Source organism: Flavobacterium sp. PL002 (assembly GCF_054165825.1).
Window position 1 is genome coordinate 3,837,631 of the sequence record NZ_CM135110.1, and the last position, 23,198, is coordinate 3,860,828.

Genomic DNA, 23,198 nt, shown 5'->3' on the forward strand with positions numbered 1-23,198 from the left:
AGTACCTTTGGATAAAGAACTTTAATAGAGAAGTATTATAGTCAAATCAAAGTTTCCAAAATAGAATTATAATTTAAAAATTGATTACATTATATATGGAACAGAAATTACTCGTACTCTATTTTTAAATTTTGTTTAGGTCGCTTTTGGTAATTTTCGTTCCTATTATAGGTTAAGTTCTAAAGCGGACCATTTAAAAAAGGTATAATTCTAGAATTTTTAAAATTATTGTATTGCTTTTATTTTTTAATAAAAATATAAAAAGTAGTTCCTTTTCCTAGATTACTTTCGGCCCAAATTTTCCCCTCATGTCTTTCAACAAAATCCTTACAAAGCATGAGTCCTAATCCCATGCCGCGATCAACAATAATTTCTTGCGGGGCTGGAGTTGTATTTTGATCAAATAAAGTGCTAAGAGTTGCCTCAGTCATTCCTATACCATTATCTGCAACTTTAAGCGTTGTACCTTTATTATCAATATGTGACGTGATAATAATTTCCCCTTGACTTTCAGTAAATTTTATCGCGTTAGAAACTATATTCCGCAATACTGTCTCCATCATATTTTTATCAGCTACAATGAATTGATTTTCAGGAATAATGACTTCTATTTCGATTTCCTTACTTTTAGCAACTTCTAAAGGCATGGATAAAGCATGGTTTACTAATTGGTTTAAATTAATTTTTTCAGGTGAAAATTGGATTTCATTTGTTTGCGAAAGCGACCATTCTAGTAAGTTTTGCAGTAGATAAAACGTTTTAGTCGAAGTCTCATAAATTGCGTTTACAAAATCCTCTTTTTCAGCTTCGTCTAGTTCATCTTGATTTTCTTTTAGCATTTGGCTCAAGCCAATTAAAGCATTAAATGGCGATCTTAGATCATGCGAAATAATAGAAAATAATTTGTCTTTAGTGGCATTAGCTTTAGCGAGTTCTTCATTCTTTTTATTAGATAAATCTTGCTGCTGGCGGTAGTTAATTTTAAGATAACGTATGGTTAAATAGATCGTCAATAACAAAATCCCTATCGTTAAAGCAGTATCTAGAAACCGAAAAGAGCGTTCTTCATAATGAATAATAATAATGTTAGGATAGTGGTATTCTAAGTAGAGTAGAGCATAGGCAATAAAAAGCTGAAAAAGCATCCAAAACAACAAATGTTTTTTTTGGACAATTGCAGCAAGAATCACAAAAGTTATTGCAAAAATTAATATAACAGGGCCATCGATTCCACAATTAAAGAGGTATCCTACCACTAACACCATCGACATAAAACTAACATAAATGGCAAATGTTGCTTTAGAATGACTTCTATAACGAGAAAAATAAAATAATATTAATAGTAAAATAAGCACTACTAATAATACGTAACCAAAAATGATAAGACCTAGAAAAAAGTTAGCCGGAAATGAGATTAAAAGTACAAGAGAGGTGATTAAACAAACACCATGAAAGACACGTTTCTCAAGTGAGAATTCTTCCTTATTACCAATCAAATTTAGCCATTTTTGTCTAAACATCATAAATATCTTGTTTTATGCAAGTTACAAAAAAAACAGGGCGATTGAAATCAATTAGTAATTGCTTAGTTTTTTTGCAAACTTTTAACCCTTTTTTAATAGTTTTGATTCATTTGATTTTGATAATTGACGTATATTTATCACTAGACTGGTGGTCAACATAATTTTCGATAAAAAAAGTTTCAAAAACAAATTGATTCTTAAAATGATCCTTGGTAATTATGTAGATTAAAAGAAACATTAGTTTTATAAACAACTATTTTATTAGAATAATAAATAAAAAATTATATGGAAATTGTTATCATAGGCGGTGGATTTGCAGGATTAAACTTAGCTAAAGAATTATTGAACCAAAAAGGAATTCACGTTACCTTAGTGGACAAAAACAATTATAATTTTTTTCCACCTTTAATTTATCAAGTTGCAACAGCTTTTTTAGAACCATCAAGTATAAGTTACCCATTTAGAAAATTCTTTGCTGGTAAGAAAAATTTGCAATTCCGCTTAGGGAAATTGCAAAGCGTTGTTCCCGCAGAAAATAAAATTATCCTTCACAACGGCGAGTTGCATTACGATCAGTTGGTTTTTGCTACAGGAGCAGAGACGAGTTATTTTGGAATGGAAAATGTAAAGAAAAATGCCATACCAATGAAGACCCTTAACGACGCCATCGAAATGCGAAATACCATTTTGAAAAATTTAGAAAAAGCCGCAATTTGTAAAGACATTCGCAAGCGTAGAGCCTATATGACAATTGTAGTTGCAGGAGGAGGACCTACAGGAGTAGAGGTTTCTGGAATGTTTGCCGAAATGAAAAAGAGTATTTTTCTAAAAGAATATCCTGAACTAGCAACTGCTGCAAGTAATATCTATTTAGTAGATGGAGGTAATGCTTTGTTAGCTCCTATGAGCAAGGAGTCACAGCAAGACACTTATGACGCATTAACGGGTTTAGGTGTTGTAGTCAAACTTAATGTTCAAGTAGTCGATTATAAGGACGATACGGTTTTTATGTCTAATGGAGATACCATACAAACAAAAAATTTGATTTGGGCAGCAGGAGTTTCAGCCAAAGTTTTTGAAGGAATTCCAACAGAAAGTTATGGTCGTGGTAAGCGTATGGCAACAGATGCTTTTAATAAAGTCAATGCTACTAATAATATTTATGCCATAGGAGATACCTGTATTCAAACTACTGATACTGATTTTCCTAACGGGCATCCACAAGTAGCACAAGTAGCGATTCAACAAGGAATAAACCTTGCAAAGAACTTTAAATTAATGATGGATAAAAAACCTTTTGTTCCTTTTAAATACAATGATAAAGGATCAATGGCAATCATCGGGAAAAATAAAGCCGTAGTTGATTTACCTAAACCCAAAATGCATTTTAAAGGCTTTTTTGCTTGGGCAATTTGGTTGTTTGTGCATTTAATTTCATTGATAACTTATCGAAACCGAATCAAAACGTTCTATAACTGGATGATTGCTTATTTTGCAAGTGATCAGTCTTTACGTATGATTATTAGACCTGATAAAAAAAACAAAAACAACCCTACTGAAACAGCTTGTTAAACCAAAACTGATTTAGTATTTTACTTTTATTTTTCGTTTTCCAATATTTAAAACAATAAAAGCAGCAATAGTAGCTACCGCCATGATTACTACCATAGGCACCATAGAATCTTTCAAGAAAATCCCAACGGCAAAAGAAGCTAATGCACCTAATCCTAATTGAATAGCGCCCATTAAAGCAGAGGCACTTCCTGCGTTTTTAGTAAACGGAGCCAGTGTTAAACCTGCCGTGTTGGGATTAGAGATTCCTATACAGGCTAGAAATAAAAACAGCATGGCAATGGTTCCGTATAATCCTAAAAGATCGTTTTGAGCTGCAATAAAAAAGGCAACAACAACAATTGTTTGTACTAATAAAGCGCCATAAATCATTTGTTCACTAGTAAACCACTTTAGTAAAAGCGAGTTCAATTGGCTAGCCAAAATAAAACTCAAGGACATAAACGCAAAAATCCAACCATAAGTTTTGGGGTCTACTTTATAAACATCCATAAATAAAATAGGAGAGGCCGCCACATAAGTAAACAATCCCGAAAAGGCAATTGCACCTGTAAAGGCATACGTATAAAACTGCGGCTCTTTAAGCACAGTCATAAAATTCAAGATAATTGGTTTTGGTTTTAGCGAAATCGTTTTGTCTGGAGCATAACTGTCTGGTAAACCAAATTGTGCCGCTAGCATAATCAAAATTCCTATACACATCAAGATAAAAAACACGGTATGCCATCCGTAATAATCCGTTACATAACCACCTACAGTAGGCGCTAACATTGGCGAAAGCCCAACAACCAACATTAATAATGAAAATACTTTTGGAATATCACGCACAGGAAATAAATCACGTACCATAGAAACTGATGCCACCGTAGCAGCACAACTGCCCACAGCTTGTATAAATCGCAAACCTATAAAAGTGTCAATGTCTTTGACAAAAACACAACCTAATGATGCCAAAATGTAAACTAAAAGCCCAATAAACAGTGGTTTTTTTCTACCAAAACGATCTAATAGCGGACCGTAAAGCAACTGTCCAGCTGATATTCCAATGAAATAACTAGACAAAGTCATGGCAACTTTAGCCACCGAAGTATTCAAATCTTTAGCAATTCCAGAGAACCCAGGTAAGTACATATCTATTGAAAACGGCCCTAAGGCAGTAAGTGAACCCAGAATTAAGATTAATTTGAAATATTTACCTTTAGTCATGAAATGTAAAATTTAATTTCTGGCAAAGGTAGAATAATAAAACCCTAAAAAGACTCCAAATTTCCTGCTATAAAACCAATATAATTAGCGACTTTTTTTCTTTAGGAGCAACTCTCGCTATGCATTACAAGCTTTGCGGCTTCAAACCTTTTTTCTAGGTTGTGGCAGGAGCTTCCGCTGGTCGCTCTACCACAACCAGAAAAAAATGGTTCTCCGTTCGCAAAGGCTTTTCACTGCTATCAAGGCTAAAAAAAACTACAAAAATTAATCCCGTTTAAGATTAACTACACTATTCACAACTCAAATTATTTTTGATTTAAATAAATACAAAAACAAAATTTTTAATCAGAAGATTCGGTAGAATAGTATATATTTGAAATTAGAAATTAATCGGGTTTCATAGCAATAAATTAGAACATATTTGTTTTGTTTTTGAACATAGAGTAAATACAATAAAGAGGTTATATTACGAGCATGGAGATACTAATAAATTATTTGAATATGACTTGCCCAATGAAAAACTAATTGAATTTAAATAACAAGTAAATTAAATAGAGGTTTAAACGACTATTTAATACCCTACTCTTTATAAAACAGTACAATTGTCAGTTCGAGCGGAGTCGAGAACCACTATTTAGATCTCGAATCCGCTCGATGTAACAAAAACTGAATTGGATCATTGTAAAGCGATAAATGAAAACATATAAAAATGAATAAAACGATTTTAATAACTGGAGCAAGTAGAGGAATTGGATTCGCTTTAGCCGAAAAATTTTTAGAAAATGGTTTCAAAGTAATTGGAACATCAAGATCAGGAAAAGTTAATGGAATACAACATAAGAGTTTTGATGTTTTAAAATTGGACTTATCAGATTTTAAAAATATAGAATTGTTTAAAAAAGAGATTATAGACAAGGGAATAAAAATAGATATTTTAATAAATAACGCGGCCATTGGACCAGATTTAGATTTTAGTAATCCCGAAGAGATAAGTTTTAAACAAACTTTTGATGTTAACGTTATTGGAACAACTTTTTTAACGGAATCATTGATCGAAAATATAAAATTAAAAGGAAAAATCATCAATATATCTTCAGAAATGGGATCTATTGAATTGTGTAATCGTTTTGATTCTGTTGCTTATAGAATGTCTAAAACAGCATTAAATATGTACACTAAAGTTTTGTCAAATAGACTTTTAGAAAATATAAAAGTAGCCTCAATCCATCCGGGTTGGGTAAGAACAACAATTGCAAAAAGTAATATTACTGATGGTCTACTTTCAGCATCTGAATCTGCAAATGAAATTTATAAATTTGTCGTTTCTAACTTTCAAACGGGAATATTTTGGAATATAGAAACACAAAGTGAGTTTAAGTGGTAAAAAAAATAGATCACTTCACAAATTTTTTTTTTTGTTAAACTCATTGTAACAATAAGTTTGCTGCGCTTAAAATTTATTATAAGTGATAAAAAAATGATTTCAATAAAATAAAAAAATGACACATCAAGAAATATTAAAAAAAGTAGAGTGGCAAGATTTAAGGAAATTATCTTTGAAAGAAATGCTTATTGAAAATAATCTAACTATTCCTTGGGCATTATCATCATGGATTCTAGCTTATTTTGAATATTATTGGATTGCACTTCCTTTCTCAGCTTTCTTTTTTTTAACTGGGTTAAGACAAGTACACAACGGATTTCACAATTCCCTTGGAACAAATAAGTTTTTAACTTGGCTATCCTTGTATATAAATAGTGTTTTAATGATGGTTTCAATTCATGCGGTTAAATTTAATCATTTGAGACACCATAAATATTGCTTAACCGACGAAGATCAAGAAGGGAAATCGGCGCACATGACTTGGTATGGAGCAATACTTTATGGACCTATTCACGTTTTTAAAATTCACCAAATTACATGGAAAATAGGAAGTAAAAAGTACCGTAAAAACATGTTGATTGAGCTTTTTTCAATTATGATTCTTATAGCAATTGCATTTTATTTCAATATATATTTGCTATACTATCATATGACAATAATGATTATAGGGGAATTTTTAATGGCATTTTTTGCTGTTTGGACCGTGCATCACGATACTCACGAAAATCCTGGTTTAGCTCGTACTCAAAGAAGTAATTGGAAAAATAAAATAACATTTAGTATGTTTTATCATTTAGAACATCATTTATTTCCTGCAATTCCAACTATAAAACTTCCTGAACTGGCCAGAAGGATTGATCAAGCAATTCCTGAAATAGAGAAGAAACAAATATTTTAATAGCTAATTAAAATGGTCTTTAAATGTTAGGAAGTAACAATAGGTTTTCAAATCCAGTAATAAAGGATGAAATTGAAATTCTTTTTGAGTCAGATGAAAAGTTGATTTTTAGGACTTTTTTAAAACCAAATGGGGGGCAATCTGGGGTTCATTATCATACAAAAATAACGGAAAAATTTACAATTATTGAAGGAGTACTAAATGTAATTGTGAATAACATTGAAAGTGTACTTAAAACCAATAATGAATTAGTTATTAACGCATTAGATCGTCATCAATTTATAAATAAATCTGGAAAGAATGTGATTTTTGAAGTAGAGATAACACCATCAATCCAAATTAAAAATGGATTACAAATAATATACGGCTTAGCTCAAGATGGAAAAGTTTATAAAAACGGACTACCTACAAATATATTTTATATGGCTATCGCTATAAAAATGATGGATGCTTATGTTCCTGATTTGCCACTTTTTATTCAAAAAATAGGAATACTATCTTTGGCATTTATTGGCAAGATTACGGGATTAGAGAAAAAAATAGTCAAGAAATATTGTTATTAAATAACTGTTGTATAAATTATTAAATAAAGAAAATGAAATTTAAATCGTGGAAATACATAGTAATTGGAATCGTTATTTTGAGTTTAATTAGTGTTTGGTCTTTTAAAAAATTCAATTTTAATAACAATTTTACTATTGGTCAAAAACTAGATAGTATCAATGGCGTAGTTGTTTATTATAACGGTGGTGTAAATAATGTTACAGGGAGAAATACAACAAGTGACGGTTATAATTTAGGATTAAAATATCAATGTGTTGAGTTTGTAAAAAGATATTATTATGAACATTTTAATCATAAAATGCCAGACAGTTATGGACATGCTAAAGACTTTTTTGACCATTCAGTTGCTGACGGAAAGAAAAATGAAAAGCGTAGTTTAATACAATATACAAATCCAAGTTTGGCAAAGCCGAAGAATGGTGATCTTGTGATTTTTAGCGGAACTGTTTTTAATAAGTACGGACATGTAGCAATAATTTCAAATGTAAAAGAAAATGAAATTGAAATAATACAACAAAATCCAGGCCCTTTTAGTCCATCAAGAGTTAATTATGGTCTTAAATATAAAGATGGAAAATGGCACATTGAGAATGAGCGCATTTTAGGTTGGTTAAGAAAAGAAAAAGCAGAATAGTAAGACATCATATTGTTTTACAATACAAAATGCGTTGATCTTATAACGGTTAAAATGATTTCAACAATTCTAATTAACCTAAACAACCATCATTTTTATTACTAATACTAAAATCGAACTAATGATATTATCCTTTTCAGTTAGTTTATCAAATACATCTTTACTAAACATATAGAGTTTAGAGGGTTTTTTAGAAATTCCTACTTTACGCTTGTCTTCTAAAGGTACAATATAGGGTTTACTGATTGCTTTTTTTCTAAAGTTCCTGTTGTCGAGTTCAATATTTAATAAGATTTCAAATGCTGATTGTAACTCATTCAAAGTGAATTTGGTTGGAACCAAATCAAACATAATGGGCTCAGTCATAATTTTGGTTTTCAGATCATCGTAAGCATCGTTGATGATGTTTTGATGATCAAATCCTATTTCGGGTAACGTATTTATGGCAAACCATTTAAAATCGCTATTCTTTTCAATAATAATATTTTCTAATGGTAGCGTTAAATAATAAATTACAGTAAGATTGCGGGTTTCGCCACCTTTACTTCTAATCCATAGTAAATCCTTGTCAGTTTGAACTCTTTTGTGGCTTCCGTATGTTCTAAATTGTTTCTTGTTACCGAATTGTTTACTAGTAATGGTTTTTAAAATATTATCAGCAGATTGTGCTAAATTATTGCTTTTAAAAACATTTTGTCCCGGCAAGATCCAATCGTCAATTACAGGGTAGTTATCATCGAATAAGTTTAGGGTTCTTTTTTTTAATAAAACACTGAGGTTATCTGTGTCTAAACCAAATATAACACATTCTACAGATAAGTTATTTATTTTTCTAAAGTCCATAATTCAAAGTTGCATTTGCAATAAAATAGTACACCTTACAAATATAATTATTTTAAGCTTTTGACTGTTATTCTAACGGTTTTGTTTTAGAATATTGTACTCGAGTTTTTCTATTATTATTTGTTTTGAAAATTGATTTAAGAAACTGTAAAAACAAAGCAGAACATTTTTCTCATTAAGACCTAGTTACTATTATACAAATACATTTTCTGAATTCAATTTATTATTTATTGGATTCTAATTACTGACTCAATTCCTTATTTAAAACCATTATGTTTCAATTATAATTGTGTATTTTTAAGCCTTTAAAAAAGCAATCAAAATTAAATTTCTAGTTACGCAATAATATGGCAAAATTCTTTTATCTCAATGCAGAAAATTTAAGTTCATTGCCTGCTAATGTTGCTGTTCCCTCTTATAATCGTGATTTAATTAAAACGAGCATTTTACATATCGGAGTGAGCAATTTTCATCGTTCGCATCAAGCGTATTACATTCACGAATTAATCGATAAATACAAAGAGCTTAATCATGGAATTTGTGGTGTCGATTTATTAGATTCTGACAGAAAAATTTATAATATTCTAAAAGACCAAGACGGTCTTTATACTTTATACACTAAGGAGTCTAATGGTGCGCATAAAGCGAAAGTTATAGGTTCAGTTGTAGAATATTTTTATGGCCCTGAAAATCCATTAGCAGTTATCGAAAAAATGGCTAGCCCTGAAATTAAAATAATATCGTTTACTATTGCTGAGGACGGTTACTTATTAAATGAAATTACTGGTGCTTTTGATATTAATCATCCTGCTGTGAGTGATGATGTTAAAAATCCTTTTAATCCAAAAACTGTTTTTGGTTATCTAACACAATCTTTTAAATTACGAAAAGCGCGAAACCTACCCGGTTGTACTCTTCTTTCCTGCGACAATATAAAGTCTAACGGCGATACAATGAAACAGTCTTTGTTTGATTACGTGAGTAAAACAGCACCAGAACTCTTAGATTGGATTACTAAAAACACTAGTTTTCCCAATACGATGGTTGACCGAATCACACCTATCACAAATTCGAACGACATTAGTATGCTCAAAGATGATTTTGCTATTAGCGATCAATGGCCAGTGGTTTGCGAGCCTTTTTCACAATGGGTTATTGAAGATAAATTTGTTCACGCAAGACCCAATTTAGAGAAGGTAGGAGTGCAGTTTACTAAAGATATAGGTCCCTACGAAAACTTAAAATTAAGGTTACTTAATGCCAGTCACTCTATTTTAGGAATTTTAGGAACTTTACATGGTTATAAAACGGTTTATGAAGCGGCTAGCGACAACGATTTTATGTTTTTTCTAAAATCTTTTCTTGATGATGAAGTTACGCCAACTCTAACTGATTCAAATAATGAACGCATTACTGAATATAAAAATAGTCTAGTTTCTCGATTTTTGAATCCGCATATTAATGACCAATTGTTTCGTATTTGCCAGGAAAGTTCTGCTAAGATTCCGTTGTTTATATTGCCTACCGTTAAACACCAATTACTAAACGATCAAAATATTAAAAGAGCAGCCTTTGTTATTGCAGCATGGGCGAAGTATAATGATGGCGTTGATGATAACGAAAACAGCTATAATATCTTAGATACCATGAGTGGAACATTGATTAGAACAGCAGCACTTTCGATACAAAACCCAATAAAATTTATTGAAATTAAAGCTATTTTTGGAGATTTGAGTCAAAATGAAACCTTTGCTTCTTCATATATAGAGGCACTTATGCAATTGCGTGCAAACGATGTGAAAAGTTGTATAAAAAAAATGATTTTGAACTAGTAATGGATTTAAAATTTTGGATAAAAAAAAACTTCATAAAATGAATTATGAAGTTTAATCAACAATTATTACAAACAAACATAAATAAACAATTGCTATTTTTAATAGAATTAATAATTAGCTGCGTAATTAATTTGTGAAATTATTTAGTTCAAGTTTTTTAATTTAATTAGAAGCTAAAAAAAATAAGATCAGCATTCTTAATTAGATTTTAAGCATATTGTTCTAGGGATAATTTTTATAGTTTAAAAGAGATGTTTACCCTATCAAATTAAGAATTTCTTTTTCCTCTATTTTTGGATTAGCACCTTCGCGGCTTGCTACTAATGCACCTATTGCACAAGCATGATCTATAGCTTCTTGGGGGTTGCTATTTTTCATTAATTTACTAATAATTGTAGCCAAGAATGAATCTCCAGCGCCTACCGTATCTACTACTTCAACATGGTATCCTGAGTTGTAATAAAAAGTATTATCTATATATAATACAGCACCTTGACTCCCTCTAGTTACACAAATACATTTAGCATTAGTTTTCTCAGCAATAAACAAAATGGTATGATCAAAAGACTGATTTGTAGAACCCAGTAATCCGGCAACTTCGTAGATTTCATCATCATTAAACTTGATGAAATCTGCTTGTGTCATCAAGTATTCTAAGACTACAGCAGTGTAATAAGGCTGGCGTAAATTGACGTCAAAAATTTTATATTTAGCTACTTTTAATAGTTCGTACAAAGTCTCTTTTGATGTTATATTTCGTGAAGCCAAACTACCGTAAATAAAAACATCTGAAGCTTTTACTAAGTCTAAAGCCGTTTGTGTAAGTTCAATATAATCCCAAGCTCTAGGTTGCATGATATCATAAGTAGCCGAACCTTTTTCGTCTAAAGTCACTTTTACTTTTCCGGTTTTATATTTGGTGTCAATCTGAATTGCTATAGTATCAACGTTATTCTTATTCAAAAAATCAATTAGTTCCTTTCCTTTTTTTCCTTTGCCTACGCGGCTAATTAAAGCGACTTCATTATTCATAGACGCTAATCTAACCGCAACATTTAGGGGTGCTCCGCCAATTTTTTTATGAGTAGGAAATACATCCCATAATATTTCTCCAAAACAAGTCGCTTTTATCATCTTTTTTATTTTAAAAGTTTACTGTTTAAGGCTATTAGACATTTTTCTATACCAAAAGTAGTAATATCTTGATAAGCTTTAGAATAAGCTTCAGAAAAAACCGCTGATTGGCTTAATTTTCCAAAAACTTCTTCATTTTCAATGAAAATTTTAGGATTGTCTGTAGCTAGTATTGCTTTCGCGAAAAGCGTATCTGACAAAGCGTCTTTGATATTTATTTTTTCGTTTTTTTCATTCACACCTAAGCAATAAATTGCCCATGCAGCAATTATAAAAGCAGCATTAGTAATGGTTCCGTTTAATTTTAGTTGTGCTTGAACGGTTGGTAAAATGAATTTAGGAATCTTAGCAGAAGTTTCAGAACAAATGCGATCAACTTGATCTTTAATATAAATATTACTAAAACGAGCTATTAAAGTTTTTTTGTATTTAGGTAAATCAACACCTTCAAGGTCGTGTAGGGTAGGAGTAACTTCATTATCTAAATAATTAGCTAAAAAAGTGCCAATTTCAGGGTGGCTAATTGCTTCATCAATGGTATTGTAACCCAGTAAACTTCCTAGAATCCCAATAACTGAATGACCAGCATTTAATAAACCCAATTTCATTTTTTCAAAAGGTTCAACATCAGTGACAAACTGTACGCCAACTGACTCTAAATTAGGTCTACCAGCAATAAAGTTATCCTCTACAACCCATTGCTGAAAAGATTCGCAAACCACAGGCCATTGATCTTCAATTCCTGAAACATTTTTAAGTTCAGCTATGTCACTTGCTACAGTAGCAGGTGTGATGCGGTCTACCATACTATTAGGGAATGAAACATTAGCTTCAATCCATGGCAATAAATCTGGCTCAACAAACCTTACGTATGCCGAAAGCATTTTTTTAGCAACAGCTCCATTACCTTCAATATTATCGCAAGAAAGTAGTGTCACTGCGCCACTATTATTTTCTTTACGGAGTTTTAATGCTTGGGTTAAGTACCCAAAAATAGTTTTTGGAGTAGTAGCATTTTTACTATCGTGAATAATTTGTGGATTCTCTAAATTAAATTCGCCCGTAGCTTCATTCAGGTTATAGCCTCCTTCTGTTATTGTCAATGTAATAATTTTCACATCAGGATTTGCCATTTTTTGAATTACTGCTTTTGGGCTATCTGGAGCAAATAAATACTCTGTAATAGACCCAATAACGCGCTTTGTTAAAGTTCCGTCAAGTTCTTTTACGACTAAAGTATATAAACCATCTTGGGCTTTTAATGTGTCGTAAATTTTTTGATCAAAAGATAATAAAGCCACGCCACAAATCCCCCAATTAGCATTTGCTTTGTCGTGTAATAATTGGTCTAAGTACATGGCTTGGTGCGCTCTATGAAAGCCTCCAACACCTACGTGTACGATACCTGTTTTGATATTTTCTCGGTTATAATTGGGTACAGCAACCCTATCAGCAAGTTCTTTCAAACTGCTGTTGCTTAATGTAATATGTTTCATGATTTATTGTTTTTTGCCTTCGAATTTTTGAAATAATACTGCTAAAATGATAATACCCCCTTTTACCACTTGTTGTGGGTAGGATGGTACATTTAATAAGTTCAAGATGTTCCCTATTAATCCTAAAATAAGTACTCCCATTAAGGTGTTTATTGCAGTTCCTTTTCCGCCATTTAAACTTGCACCACCAATAACTACAGCAGCAATAGCATCTAACTCCCAAGAAACGCCCATATTAGGAGAACCTAAATTTGTTCTTGAAGCGGTAATAATAGCCGCTACGGCTGCTAATGAACCTGAAATAGCGTATACTAAAAATTTATATTTGTTTACTTTAATTCCTGATAGGCGAGAAGCTTCCTCATTACTTCCCATTGCGATTACCAACCTTCCAAATACATTGTATTTTAACATTACAGAAGTCATTGCAACAATAATGAAAAATACAATAGCAATATTAGGTATACCAATAGTAGATTTATTAGCAAAGTCAGACATGAAGGCTCCACCAGCAGAATCGAATGTGATAGGAGAACCTTTAGAATAAATAAAACCTAATCCTCTAGCGATAGTCATTAAGGCTAATGTGGCTATAAATGGAGCAATTTTTTGATAAGCGACTAGATATCCTGAGATACTCCCGAGTGCAAACCCTAATAGAATAGTCAATACAATTGCGACAGGTAAAAGCACTGAATTGATTAAAAGCGCAAAAGTGACCGCTAATAAAGCCACTAATGAACCAACTGAAAGATCAATTCCTCCGGTAAGGATTACGATTAGCATACCAATGCTAATAACCCCAATACCAGCTACTTGTTTTAGTAAATTAGAAAGATTTGTTTCTGTAAAAAACACATCAGATATTAATGCTGAAAAAATCATTAGCAATACAAAAATGACAATTGTATTGTGTTTTATTAAAAACTTTAGTATTCCACCAGGAGTACTAAGTTGTTGTTTTATAGTTAAATTCATCTTTTTTATGTTTAATGTTATTTAAAATTTAATATTTTAATTCTTCGCCAATAGAATATCTTAATATATTTTCTTCAGAGAATTTATCTTTAGGCAATTCGCCAAAAATGCTTCCTTTGTGCATTACTAGAATTCGGTCAGCAATTCCCATAATCTCAGGCATATCAGAAGAAATTACAATTACCGCAACTCCTTTTTTTGCTACCTCGTTTATAAGGTTATAAATTTCTACTTTGGCACCAACATCAACTCCTCTTGTAGGTTCATCAATAATTATTAATTTACTATCAATACTCAACCATTTGGCAAGAGCTACTTTTTGTTGATTACCTCCAGATAAATTTTTGACATCAATCTCACAGCTAGGTGTTTTTATATTTAGTTTATCTATTAAGCCCAGAACATTATTAAACTCCTTTTCATTATTTATAAAACCTAGCTTACTAGAAATAGGTTTAAAACTAGTAATACTAATATTTCTTCTTATAGAAAGTGGCAAAAACACGCCTTCTTCTTTCCTATCTTCGGATACAAATCCTATTTCGTGTTTTACAGCATCAACAGGTGTTTTTGTAGTAATTACTTTTCCGTTTAAAATAAGTGTACCTGATTTCTTTTTATCGGCACCAAAAATTAGTTTCGCCATTTCGGTTCTTCCACTGCCTCCTAAACCAGCTATACCAAGTACTTCTCCCGCTCGTACTGAAAAAGAGACGTCTTTTACGAAGTTATCACTTCCAGTAAGATTTTGAACTTCAAAAATGGGTTCATCACTTATAACTACATTTCGAGTAGGAAATAAATCCTCTAATTCTCTACCAATCATCAATCTAATAACACCATCTTTATCAATATCCTTAGTAGCCATGCTACCCGTATCAACACCGTCTTTAAGTACTGTAATGGTATCTGCAATTTTAAAAATTTCTTCTAAATGATGGGAAATATAAATAATAGACATGCCGCCATTTTTAAGTCTGATCAAATTATCAAATAATTTTTTAGCATCATTAGGATCAAAAACGGTGGTAGGTTCATCAAGAATCAACACTTTGGTGTCTTCTGATAAAGCTTTTGCAATTTCGACTACTTGTTTTTGAACAATGCTTAAATCTCTAACTTTGGCTGAAGCATCAATTACAAAACCCAAAGAATCAATTAATTCTTGTGCATCTTTAGTAATTTTTTTCCAGTTCATCCAAAATTTACTCGCACCTAATTTGTGTAAATAAATATTTTCGGCAACAGATAGATCGTTTACCAAAGACAATTCTTGGTAAACAACACTAATACCTAATAATTGACCATAGTGGGTATTTTTAGGATTTATCTCTTTTCCATTAAGCAATACTGTACCACTATCTTTTTGATGTACGCCGCTAAGAATTTTAACTAATGTTGATTTTCCTGCGCCATTTTCGCCTAATAAAGCATGGATTTCCCCATGCTTCACTTTTAAATCAACACCCTCAAGTACAGAAACAACACCAAAACTCTTGGTTATTCCGGTCATTTCAAGTCGGTATTCACTTTCTGAATTTCCCATTTAATTTAGTTTTATAATATTAAAACAATGCTTTTGGATTGTAATACTGAGCTGCATTTTCTTTAGTAATCAATAATGGCGCTGTGTAAGAAGTTTTAGGAAAATCTCTTTTACCATTAATGTATTGAATTGCTGCTTCTACAGCATTTTTTCCAATTTGAACGGGGCTATTCATAGCTGTACAACCGTAAAAATCAGTATCCATAATGTATTTGATAGCTTCTTTTTGACCATCTGCACCAGCTACAATTAAGATATCCTTAGTTTTACCTGCTTGAGCAATTGCTTTGATAGCACCCAATACACACACATCAGATTCTGTAATTACTACATTAACATCCGGATGAGCAACCAATACATCTTCCATGGCTTTTAATCCACCTGCGTAAGTCCATTCTGTGTACATTTGAGTAACTACATTTAGATCAATATATCCTAAAGTTCGTAATTGCTCTTCAGTAATACCTTGTAAAAGTCCTTGTTTACGAGTTGCTCCAACAGGGTTTCCTGCATTTCCACTCAATAAAGCAATTTTCATTTTTTTAGAACCAAACTTTTTAGCAACCCATTCTCCAGCTAATTGTCCGTTAGCCAAGTTATTTGATTGAATAGTTGTCACAAAATAAGCCGATGGATCAATAGAGCTATCGATAATGAATACTGGAATATTAGCCGCTTTAGCTACTTTAGTTACAGCCACTAAAGCCATAGGATCTTTAGGGTTTAACAATAAAGCATCAACACCTTTAGTGATCAAATCTTCAACAGCAGCAATTTGTTTGTTGATATCACCTTGACCATCAGCAGATAAAAACTCCATTCCGTTAACTTCCGTATTTTCTTTAATACTTGTTAAAAGTGCTTGGTAGTAAGGAGCATCAAGTGAAGGTGTACAATACCCTATTTTTAATCCTTTTAAATCTTTAGCACTTTCAGTTTTAGTTATTCCTTCACTAGTTGTTTTGTCTGTAGCTTTTGCATCATTACTTTTGTCAATACAGCCAGTCATACTTACGGCTATTGCCATTACTAAAAATGGTTTAACTGATTTCTTTAAAAAATTTCTCATGGTTATTTGTTTTTTAATCGTTAATAAATTTAAAATATAAATGCTATTAAAATATTCTTAAGTCAACTTGTAAAACTGCTTTTTGTTTTTCAGGATTCCACATTGCAATAACTTCAACAGGCAATTCAAAATTTGCTGCCTTTATTTTTCGGGCATAAACAGCACCTACGTTAATGATATTCCCTTTACCTTCAGTATAAAATGTTTTGTCAGTGATAAAAGACCAAGCACCACCAGCAAATAAGCTTAAACTATTGTTATCTTGTTCCCATACTTTACTTTTTACCTCAAAATAATGGGTATAGGAATCTTTTAACGATCCATCAGTTTGCACTTCGTAATCTCCTGATCTACCAGCTAATATTGTTGCTAAATACAATGAAGTTTTTTTAGTTACTTGATATCCAAAGTTTAAATCTACAAAATTATATCCTTGTTTTTTATCGTAACTCCAGTAATGCAATTTATCACCTCTTTCTTCAACACCAGTATAATTGTTATGAGAGACTGCTTCAACAAAGAATTTGTCTGTAATATGATAGGATGTATAGATTGACAATTCTTTGTAACTCGCGTTTATTTGTTCGCCATTATAATTTGTTGTTGTAGTTGCCGAAAAACCAGCGCCACCCCAAAGTCCAAAAGTAAATTTCTTATTTCTAGAATTGTATTCTAAATTAGTTGCTAGCATAGGTGCAGGCGTAACTACAAATCCATGCCATGTATGCATGTTCTTTAAATGCAAACCTATATTGAATGGTTTGTAATCATCCTCAACAATACTTGCTTGTTCTGTGTCCTCTTTTTTTTCTTGTGCTTTTATTGCATTATACGACAGTAGAAAACCAACAGTTAGTAGTTTGAAAATTAATTTGCCATTAGGTTTGAAATGGCTCGCTGCATATGTAGCGCTTTTTGATTTCAGGATTAATAATTTCATGATCAATATTTTTTGGTTCGGTTTATTTTATAAAACGTATTATTTACGCTTTATAAAAACAAATGTATATTATTTTTTAATATAATAAATACCAAAAGGGAATAAAAAAAATGATTATTTTATTTTAAAGCCTTATTTGTTAAATTATTAATACTAAATCATGTATATTTTTACATATTTATATTACGTTTATTTAACGCTTTATTGAATTATATTAAAAATAATTACTAGAATACTACTTTAAATTACAAATACTTCAAAACGACACTATTTACTCAGACAAGACAAAAAACACCAACTACATCGTTTTTTTAGTAAGTTAAAATTGATAAAATTTACTTTTGAATTCCAATTCTCGTTTATAAACCTTTTAAAAATTTCAAATTTTCGATTGAGGTTCTTTGTTAGGTTAATTAGTAACAGTTTTAGTTTTTTTAATATTTGCGCATTGATCATCATAAAATAATGATTTTCAATATCTAATGAATTTTCACTGCCTATTATGGCTAATCAAGTAACATTAATAAGAAGATTATGGTTTGATTTAAAGCGGTAAATGCTTTTGAAATTTAGCAACGTTGGTTTTTAATCAGAATATTCAGTTATAAATTATATATTTGAAATATGCTTGAGTATACAAGGATTATTGTTTAAGCAATAAATAACTTTATAACTCTTAGTCTTATACGTTTGATACTTATATAATGATTAGAAAATATTCCCAAAAAGACAAATTAGAAGTAATTAAATTGTTACAGCAAAATACTCTTGATTACTTTGATCCAGCAGAGGAAAGTGACTTAGAAAATTATTTAGAAAAGGAAGTAGAAGATTATTTTGTTTATGAAGAAAACGAAAAAATAATAGGAGCGGGCGGAATCAACTATTTTGCACAAGATAGAATTGCCCGAATTTCGTGGGACTTAATAGCTCCAGAAGCACAAGGAATGGGAATAGGAAAAAAACTAACGCATTTCCGATTCAGCCATTTGAATAATAATCCAAATGTAGAATTGATTGTAGTAAGAACCACACAGCTTGTTTATGGATTTTATGAAAAAATGGGATTTAATTTAATAAAAGTCGAAAAAGATTTTTGGGCAAAAGGTTTTGATCTTTACCTAATGCAAATGAAGAATAGAATTGACGCTAAATAACATTAGAAATATAGATTTTAAAACAGCATTATGAAAATAACTTATACATTCTTAATTCCTATTTTGTTTATGTTAATTAATTCTAGTCAAGAAATGATCCGAGATTATGATTTTAATTTAAGAAAGATTGCGGAAATGAAAACTATATTGAATTTCAAAAATAATAACTTGGTTTACCAACAAAGAGTTATTGTTGCTGATACAATTACAAATTGGCAATTTTATAAAGATTCAGAATTATTATTTAAAAGTAATATTTTAGACTCTAATCGTCTAGCAGGTACAGTTAAAACTAATGATAATTATAAGTTTTTAATTTTTAAATTGTTTTATGATTTTAACAATCAAATAATGGATCGAAAAATTGAACTAATTTATAATAACAAAATATTGATAGCTTTTAAAGATAAAAATAGAAGTCACGTTCCATTTTTATTATCCAAAAATGAGATTGATAAAATCATAAAAGCTAATATAGGCAAAGAAATTTACATTAATTATATTGACAGCATTCACAAAAAAGGAATGATAATAGGTGTTTTGAATTTTATCAATTGATTATCAAGATCTCCACAAACAAATAATATCAACCAAAAACCGAATATAACAAATGCAAAACAAACATACTGGATGGCAAAGAATGTTACTAATAATTATTCCCTACTTTATGATAGTAGGAATTTTTCAATATATTGGGGCCATAATTGCTGGATTTAATATTGATGAATTCAATTATGATAAAACATCTTTTCAAAAAGTAATTGTGTCGCTCTTTAGTTGTATGGGAACTCTATTAGTTATTGCGCTTTTTATGCAATATCTTGATAAAGAGAAGTTCATAAAACTAGGTTTTCAAATAAAAAACAAGCTTAAGGACATCAAATTAGGACTTTTAGTTGGCTTTGCCATAATGTCTTTTGGGTTTTTAATATTAATGTTTAGCGGCCAAATTACTTTTATTAGAGTCAATTTTGATCTAAAAGAAATCCTATTGTCTATTTTACTATTCACATTTGTAGCAATAACCGAAGAAACATTATTGAGAGGTTACATCTTAAGGAACCTAATGACCTCCTTCAATAAATACCTCGCATTATTAGTTTCGTCAGTTGTATTCTCTTTAATGCATGCCTTTAATCCTAACATTGATTTATTTGCATTAGTAAATATATTCTTGGCAGGAATACTCCTTGGATTGTCTTATATTCATACTAAAAATTTATGGTTTCCTATTTCGTTACACCTGAGTTGGAATCTATTTCAAAGCTGGTATGGTTTTAAAGTAAGCGGTTTAACGATGTATTCATTAGTTGAATTTACCCTAAATGATAAAAACAGAATCAACGGCGGCGATTTTGGGTTTGAAGGTTCTGTTTTAGCAGTTGTTTTCCAATTTATAGCAATATTAGGAATCGAAATATATTTTAGAAAAAGAAATGTACCAACAACAGTAGCTATAGTTTAAAAAACAATTCATGAAAATAGTAATCTTCAGTTTTATTTTACTTTTTAGCGCATCCCATTCTTGTTTTTCCCAAGAAAAAGTGGCAGCTGGAACAGAACAGCATAGTATTTCAAAAGTAAAATACAAAAAACACACCCTAGAGATCGATACACTGTGGGTTTCACAAAATGATACTACAGTTTTTAAACAAGAAGAAATCTTCATTCACCGTCCTTGTTCTAAACCTCAACTAGTAAAACAATATCAGTTGCTTAATCCCATTGAAGGCGCATATTATTTTATTTACAATGATGAAAAACAGCTAATAAAAGCTGGAAAATATACTATAGAACAGCGTTACGAAGGGCAACAAAATAAACAAGGTAATTTTTACGATTCAAAAAATTACAACTATAAAAACAACGGAAAGTTAGCATTCATACATTATCAAGAAGATGGGAGGAATTTAAAAACAGAATACTTTGACAGTAAAAAACGATTAAAAAGTATAAGATACCTTAATAAAAAATCTGGAGAAATTTCAAAAATCGAAAACTACAAAAAAGGATTACTCCAAGAAACACGAACAATTAAAGCTATACCATAAAAAAAAGCCTGACAGAAAAAGTATCTGTCAGGCTTTTTTTTAATAATGCTGTAAATTACGCAGTAATTTCAACAACTTCAAGATCAAAAATAAGATCCTTACCAGCTAATGGGTGATTTCCATCAAGAACCACAGATTCAGGCTTAACCTCAACCACTAATAAGTTCATTTCTTGTCCTTCTGGAGTTTTAGAAACTAATCCCATTCCAACTTCTGGAGTCATTTCTTGAGGCAATTCGCTTCTAGGTACTTCGATAATCAAATCTTCACGAGGATCTCCGTAAGCATCATCTTTTGCAATGTTTATCGTTTTTTTCTCATTTAATTTCATATCAATTAGGCCCTTTTCAAAACCAGGAATCAAACGTCCTTCTCCTAATGTAAAAGCTAATGGCTCTTTACCTTCAGATGTATCAAATACTTGTCCGTCTGCTAATTTTCCTGTGTAATGTACTTTAACCGTGTTGTTCTCTTTAACTTGAGTCATAACTTTTTTTAATTTTAAAATCTTTAATTTTTGTAAAAAGATTATTATTTAAACTTAATTATCTTATTTAGCACTAAAACTAAGCCAAAAACCCCTTTTTTAAAAGAAATATTCAAAAAACAGTCAAAACTTAATGATTCTTTTACATTTTGGGGTTTTTTAGCTTTCTAAGCTAAAATTATTACAAATAGAAGAGTTGACTTTGCATAATCGGAAATTATGTCAGTAAGAGTAATTTTAGATACTGTTTTAATTAAGCATATCTTTTGGGTGAAATTAATTATACTACTTAAGTACTTATGGAATCTATCTTTTCTAAAATCAATCCAAACTTATTTTTATAGCAATAGTAAATTTCGAATAATAGAAAACCTTTTAAAAATACATATATTTACTTTCATCTTACACGGTTAGGGGTTTATTGTCATGGTTTTTTTGTGTCTAAATAAGTAAAACAACTTTTAAAAGTAAAAATAAACACACCAAACATAGCAAAAACGGCTATAATGAACTTATTTAATTTTAGACATATAAAGAAAGATTTTGATTCACTAAAATTCTTTCAAATGATGAAATGAAATTTATCTTAGAAACCACAAATTGATCACCTGTTCTTTTGGTTTTATATAGAGATTCACAACCTTATTAATTTAAGTTAAATAAATCCTAATTGATCTAGGTCAATGATATTGCTTATAGACTACAGTAAATTTGTAATAATTAACAATGAATCAAACTAGACATGAATAAGCAACAGCTATTAACACCATATAATAAGAACCTTACCTTAAGCAATAGAGTAGTCATGGCGCCTATGACACGTAGTAGAGCAAACAATGAAGGTCATGTACCTACAGATGAATTGCAAGGACTATATTATGAGCAACGTGCATCTGCAGGTTTAATAATTAGCGAAGGTTCTCAAGTATCGACTGCGGCTGTAGGGTATATCAATACACCTGGTATTTATACTGATGAGCAAGTGGAAGGTTGGAAAAAAGTGACCAAAAGAGTGCATGATAAAGACGGAAAAATTTATATTCAGTTATGGCATGTAGGACGTATGTCTCATCCTGATTTTCATAATGGAGCTTTGCCATTATCATCTTCGGCAATAAACCCACATTCTAAGGCATTTACTCCAGAGGGTTTCAAAGATACCGTTACACCCAAAGCAATGACGATTGAAGATATTAAAACTACCGTAAATGATTTTAGAAATGCTGCTGCAAATGCAGTAAAAGCTGGTTTTGATGGAGTAGAAATTCATTCTTCTAATGGGTATTTGTTTCACCAATTTTTTAATGGAACCTCAAATGTAAGAACAGATGAATACGGTGGAAGTATCGAAAACAGATGTCGTTTCTTTTTTGAAGTTCTAGATGCTATTAAAGAAGTGATGCCACAAGAAAATATTGGAGCGCGTTTTAATCCATCATTAGACGGTATGTTTGGGATGACTATGGATGAAGAAACAATCCCAACATTTGAGTACATCATTAAAAAATTAAATGATTACAACTTAGCTTACGTACATTTATCAGAGCCTTTTACTGATGTTTCTAAAATACCATTTGCAGTAAAAGAAATTGCTAAACATTTCCGTCCTTTATACAACGGAACATTAATGATTAATGCTAATTTTGATCAAGAAAAAGGAAATAAAGTAATCGAAGAAGGAAATGCTGATTTAGTAGCTTACGGTAAGTTATACATTTCAAACCCTGATTTAGTGGAACGTTTTGAAAACAACTTAGAATTATCTTCTTGGGATCAAGATACATTTTATACCGCTGGAGCTAAAGGTTTCACGGATTATCCAACCGCTTCAAATTAAAAGACTTTAAATAAGTTTTTATAATAAAGTATTAAAAATAAATT

21 protein-coding genes are annotated in these 23,198 nt (G+C 30.9%); 11 read left to right on the forward strand and 10 right to left on the reverse strand.

Annotated features, from left to right (window positions below):
- Positions 1-239 precede the first annotated feature (239 nt).
- On the reverse strand, positions 240-1,523 hold the full coding sequence (locus ACVEGE_RS16805) for a sensor histidine kinase (protein WP_192500019.1): 1,284 nt from the start codon (positions 1,521-1,523) through the stop codon (positions 240-242).
- Positions 1,524-1,808: 285 nt separating this feature from the next.
- Here ACVEGE_RS16805 and ACVEGE_RS16810 point away from each other — a divergent pair, with 285 nt between their 5' ends.
- Positions 1,809-3,095, forward strand: coding sequence for an NAD(P)/FAD-dependent oxidoreductase (locus ACVEGE_RS16810; RefSeq protein ID WP_192500018.1), 1,287 nt, complete (start codon positions 1,809-1,811; stop codon positions 3,093-3,095).
- A gap of 12 nt (positions 3,096-3,107) precedes the next feature.
- Here the strand turns inward: ACVEGE_RS16810 and ACVEGE_RS16815 are convergent, their stop codons facing one another.
- The gene (locus ACVEGE_RS16815) at positions 3,108-4,301 is read right to left on the reverse strand and encodes a multidrug effflux MFS transporter (RefSeq protein ID WP_192500017.1); all 1,194 of its coding nucleotides are present in this window, start codon (positions 4,299-4,301) and stop codon (positions 3,108-3,110) included.
- 709 nt (positions 4,302-5,010) lie between these two features.
- Here ACVEGE_RS16815 and ACVEGE_RS16820 point away from each other — a divergent pair.
- From ACVEGE_RS16820 to ACVEGE_RS16835, 4 genes are all read left to right on the forward strand, one after another.
- On the forward strand, positions 5,011-5,685 hold the full coding sequence (locus ACVEGE_RS16820; protein ID WP_192500016.1) for an SDR family NAD(P)-dependent oxidoreductase: 675 nt from the start codon (positions 5,011-5,013) through the stop codon (positions 5,683-5,685).
- Between the two features lie 115 nt (positions 5,686-5,800).
- Positions 5,801-6,583 carry a fatty acid desaturase family protein gene (locus ACVEGE_RS16825; RefSeq protein ID WP_192500015.1) on the forward strand — a complete coding sequence of 261 codons (783 nt, stop codon included), beginning with the start codon at positions 5,801-5,803 and terminating at the stop codon, positions 6,581-6,583.
- A gap of 23 nt (positions 6,584-6,606) precedes the next feature.
- Positions 6,607-7,146, forward strand: a complete 540-nt coding sequence (locus tag ACVEGE_RS16830) for a cupin domain-containing protein (RefSeq protein WP_192500014.1) — start codon at positions 6,607-6,609, stop codon at positions 7,144-7,146.
- Between the two features lie 32 nt (positions 7,147-7,178).
- Positions 7,179-7,781, forward strand: a complete 603-nt coding sequence (locus ACVEGE_RS16835; RefSeq protein ID WP_192500013.1) for a CHAP domain-containing protein — start codon at positions 7,179-7,181, stop codon at positions 7,779-7,781.
- A gap of 78 nt (positions 7,782-7,859) precedes the next feature.
- Here the strand turns inward: ACVEGE_RS16835 and ACVEGE_RS16840 are convergent, their stop codons facing one another.
- A complete protein-coding gene (locus tag ACVEGE_RS16840; protein WP_192500012.1) occupies positions 7,860-8,624 on the reverse strand; it encodes an NUDIX hydrolase in 765 nt (254 codons plus the stop codon).
- A gap of 347 nt (positions 8,625-8,971) precedes the next feature.
- On the opposite strand from ACVEGE_RS16840, the gene ACVEGE_RS16845 reads away from it, so the two are divergent.
- Positions 8,972-10,456, forward strand: coding sequence for a mannitol dehydrogenase family protein (locus tag ACVEGE_RS16845; RefSeq protein ID WP_192500011.1), 1,485 nt, complete (start codon positions 8,972-8,974; stop codon positions 10,454-10,456).
- Between the two features lie 258 nt (positions 10,457-10,714).
- Here ACVEGE_RS16845 and ACVEGE_RS16850 read toward each other — a convergent pair whose 3' ends face one another.
- Genes ACVEGE_RS16850 through ACVEGE_RS16875 form a run of 6 tightly spaced genes read right to left on the reverse strand, consistent with a single transcriptional unit; the run spans position 10,715 to position 17,622 of the window.
- Positions 10,715-11,593: a carbohydrate kinase family protein gene (locus ACVEGE_RS16850; RefSeq protein ID WP_173855067.1), complete on the reverse strand. Its 879-nt coding sequence runs from the start codon at positions 11,591-11,593 to the stop codon at positions 10,715-10,717.
- Positions 11,594-11,598: 5 nt separating this feature from the next.
- A complete protein-coding gene (locus ACVEGE_RS16855; protein WP_192500010.1) occupies positions 11,599-13,089 on the reverse strand; it encodes a mannitol dehydrogenase family protein in 1,491 nt (496 codons plus the stop codon).
- 3 nt (positions 13,090-13,092) lie between these two features.
- The gene (locus tag ACVEGE_RS16860; protein ID WP_173852131.1) at positions 13,093-14,067 is read right to left on the reverse strand and encodes an ABC transporter permease; all 975 of its coding nucleotides are present in this window, start codon (positions 14,065-14,067) and stop codon (positions 13,093-13,095) included.
- A 28-nt stretch (positions 14,068-14,095) separates the two neighbouring features.
- Entirely contained in the window at positions 14,096-15,613 is a 1,518-nt protein-coding gene (locus ACVEGE_RS16865) for a sugar ABC transporter ATP-binding protein (protein WP_192500009.1), read from the reverse strand.
- 19 nt (positions 15,614-15,632) lie between these two features.
- Positions 15,633-16,682 carry a substrate-binding domain-containing protein gene (locus ACVEGE_RS16870; RefSeq protein ID WP_192500008.1) on the reverse strand — a complete coding sequence of 350 codons (1,050 nt, stop codon included), beginning with the start codon at positions 16,680-16,682 and terminating at the stop codon, positions 15,633-15,635.
- 46 nt (positions 16,683-16,728) lie between these two features.
- Entirely contained in the window at positions 16,729-17,622 is an 894-nt protein-coding gene (locus tag ACVEGE_RS16875) for a hypothetical protein (protein WP_192500007.1), read from the reverse strand.
- 704 nt (positions 17,623-18,326) lie between these two features.
- On the opposite strand from ACVEGE_RS16875, the gene ACVEGE_RS16880 reads away from it, so the two are divergent.
- Genes ACVEGE_RS16880 through ACVEGE_RS16895 form a run of 4 tightly spaced genes read left to right on the forward strand, consistent with a single transcriptional unit; the run spans position 18,327 to position 20,830 of the window.
- Complete coding sequence (locus ACVEGE_RS16880; protein ID WP_192500006.1) at positions 18,327-18,779, forward strand: GNAT family N-acetyltransferase; 453 nt, start codon at positions 18,327-18,329, stop codon at positions 18,777-18,779.
- A gap of 30 nt (positions 18,780-18,809) precedes the next feature.
- Complete coding sequence (locus ACVEGE_RS16885) at positions 18,810-19,337, forward strand: hypothetical protein (RefSeq protein ID WP_458008579.1); 528 nt, start codon at positions 18,810-18,812, stop codon at positions 19,335-19,337.
- A 52-nt stretch (positions 19,338-19,389) separates the two neighbouring features.
- On the forward strand, positions 19,390-20,244 hold the full coding sequence (locus ACVEGE_RS16890; RefSeq protein ID WP_192500870.1) for a CPBP family intramembrane glutamic endopeptidase: 855 nt from the start codon (positions 19,390-19,392) through the stop codon (positions 20,242-20,244).
- A 10-nt stretch (positions 20,245-20,254) separates the two neighbouring features.
- Entirely contained in the window at positions 20,255-20,830 is a 576-nt protein-coding gene (locus ACVEGE_RS16895) for a hypothetical protein (protein WP_192500871.1), read from the forward strand.
- 55 nt (positions 20,831-20,885) lie between these two features.
- Here ACVEGE_RS16895 and ACVEGE_RS16900 read toward each other — a convergent pair whose 3' ends face one another.
- Entirely contained in the window at positions 20,886-21,317 is a 432-nt protein-coding gene (locus tag ACVEGE_RS16900; protein ID WP_173852146.1) for an FKBP-type peptidyl-prolyl cis-trans isomerase, read from the reverse strand.
- Positions 21,318-22,059: 742 nt separating this feature from the next.
- Here ACVEGE_RS16900 and ACVEGE_RS16905 point away from each other — a divergent pair.
- Entirely contained in the window at positions 22,060-23,154 is a 1,095-nt protein-coding gene (locus ACVEGE_RS16905) for an alkene reductase (RefSeq protein WP_192500585.1), read from the forward strand.
- The last annotated feature ends 44 nt before the right edge of the window (positions 23,155-23,198 follow it).

What these genes read in the sequence shown, in the direction of transcription:
- ACVEGE_RS16885 (WP_458008579.1), top strand. Translation starts at nt 18,810, where the DNA reads ATGAAAATAACTTATACATTCTTAATTCCTATTTTGTTTATGTTAATT.
- ACVEGE_RS16895 (WP_192500871.1), top strand. Translation starts at nt 20,255, where the DNA reads ATGAAAATAGTAATCTTCAGTTTTATTTTACTTTTTAGCGCATCCCAT.
- ACVEGE_RS16865 (WP_192500009.1), bottom strand. Translation starts at nt 15,613, where the DNA reads ATGGGAAATTCAGAAAGTGAATACCGACTTGAAATGACCGGAATAACC.
- ACVEGE_RS16850 (WP_173855067.1), bottom strand. Translation starts at nt 11,593, where the DNA reads ATGATAAAAGCGACTTGTTTTGGAGAAATATTATGGGATGTATTTCCT.
- ACVEGE_RS16825 (WP_192500015.1), top strand. Translation starts at nt 5,801, where the DNA reads ATGACACATCAAGAAATATTAAAAAAAGTAGAGTGGCAAGATTTAAGG.
- ACVEGE_RS16845 (WP_192500011.1), top strand. Translation starts at nt 8,972, where the DNA reads ATGGCAAAATTCTTTTATCTCAATGCAGAAAATTTAAGTTCATTGCCT.
- ACVEGE_RS16870 (WP_192500008.1), bottom strand. Translation starts at nt 16,682, where the DNA reads ATGAGAAATTTTTTAAAGAAATCAGTTAAACCATTTTTAGTAATGGCA.
- ACVEGE_RS16820 (WP_192500016.1), top strand. Translation starts at nt 5,011, where the DNA reads ATGAATAAAACGATTTTAATAACTGGAGCAAGTAGAGGAATTGGATTC.
- ACVEGE_RS16815 (WP_192500017.1), bottom strand. Translation starts at nt 4,301, where the DNA reads ATGACTAAAGGTAAATATTTCAAATTAATCTTAATTCTGGGTTCACTT.
- ACVEGE_RS16890 (WP_192500870.1), top strand. Translation starts at nt 19,390, where the DNA reads ATGCAAAACAAACATACTGGATGGCAAAGAATGTTACTAATAATTATT.
- ACVEGE_RS16880 (WP_192500006.1), top strand. Translation starts at nt 18,327, where the DNA reads ATGATTAGAAAATATTCCCAAAAAGACAAATTAGAAGTAATTAAATTG.
- ACVEGE_RS16860 (WP_173852131.1), bottom strand. Translation starts at nt 14,067, where the DNA reads ATGAATTTAACTATAAAACAACAACTTAGTACTCCTGGTGGAATACTA.
- ACVEGE_RS16900 (WP_173852146.1), bottom strand. Translation starts at nt 21,317, where the DNA reads ATGACTCAAGTTAAAGAGAACAACACGGTTAAAGTACATTACACAGGA.
- ACVEGE_RS16805 (WP_192500019.1), bottom strand. Translation starts at nt 1,523, where the DNA reads ATGATGTTTAGACAAAAATGGCTAAATTTGATTGGTAATAAGGAAGAA.
- ACVEGE_RS16855 (WP_192500010.1), bottom strand. Translation starts at nt 13,089, where the DNA reads ATGAAACATATTACATTAAGCAACAGCAGTTTGAAAGAACTTGCTGAT.
- ACVEGE_RS16840 (WP_192500012.1), bottom strand. Translation starts at nt 8,624, where the DNA reads ATGGACTTTAGAAAAATAAATAACTTATCTGTAGAATGTGTTATATTT.
- ACVEGE_RS16875 (WP_192500007.1), bottom strand. Translation starts at nt 17,622, where the DNA reads ATGAAATTATTAATCCTGAAATCAAAAAGCGCTACATATGCAGCGAGC.
- ACVEGE_RS16905 (WP_192500585.1), top strand. Translation starts at nt 22,060, where the DNA reads ATGAATAAGCAACAGCTATTAACACCATATAATAAGAACCTTACCTTA.
- ACVEGE_RS16835 (WP_192500013.1), top strand. Translation starts at nt 7,179, where the DNA reads ATGAAATTTAAATCGTGGAAATACATAGTAATTGGAATCGTTATTTTG.
- ACVEGE_RS16810 (WP_192500018.1), top strand. Translation starts at nt 1,809, where the DNA reads ATGGAAATTGTTATCATAGGCGGTGGATTTGCAGGATTAAACTTAGCT.
- ACVEGE_RS16830 (WP_192500014.1), top strand. Translation starts at nt 6,607, where the DNA reads ATGTTAGGAAGTAACAATAGGTTTTCAAATCCAGTAATAAAGGATGAA.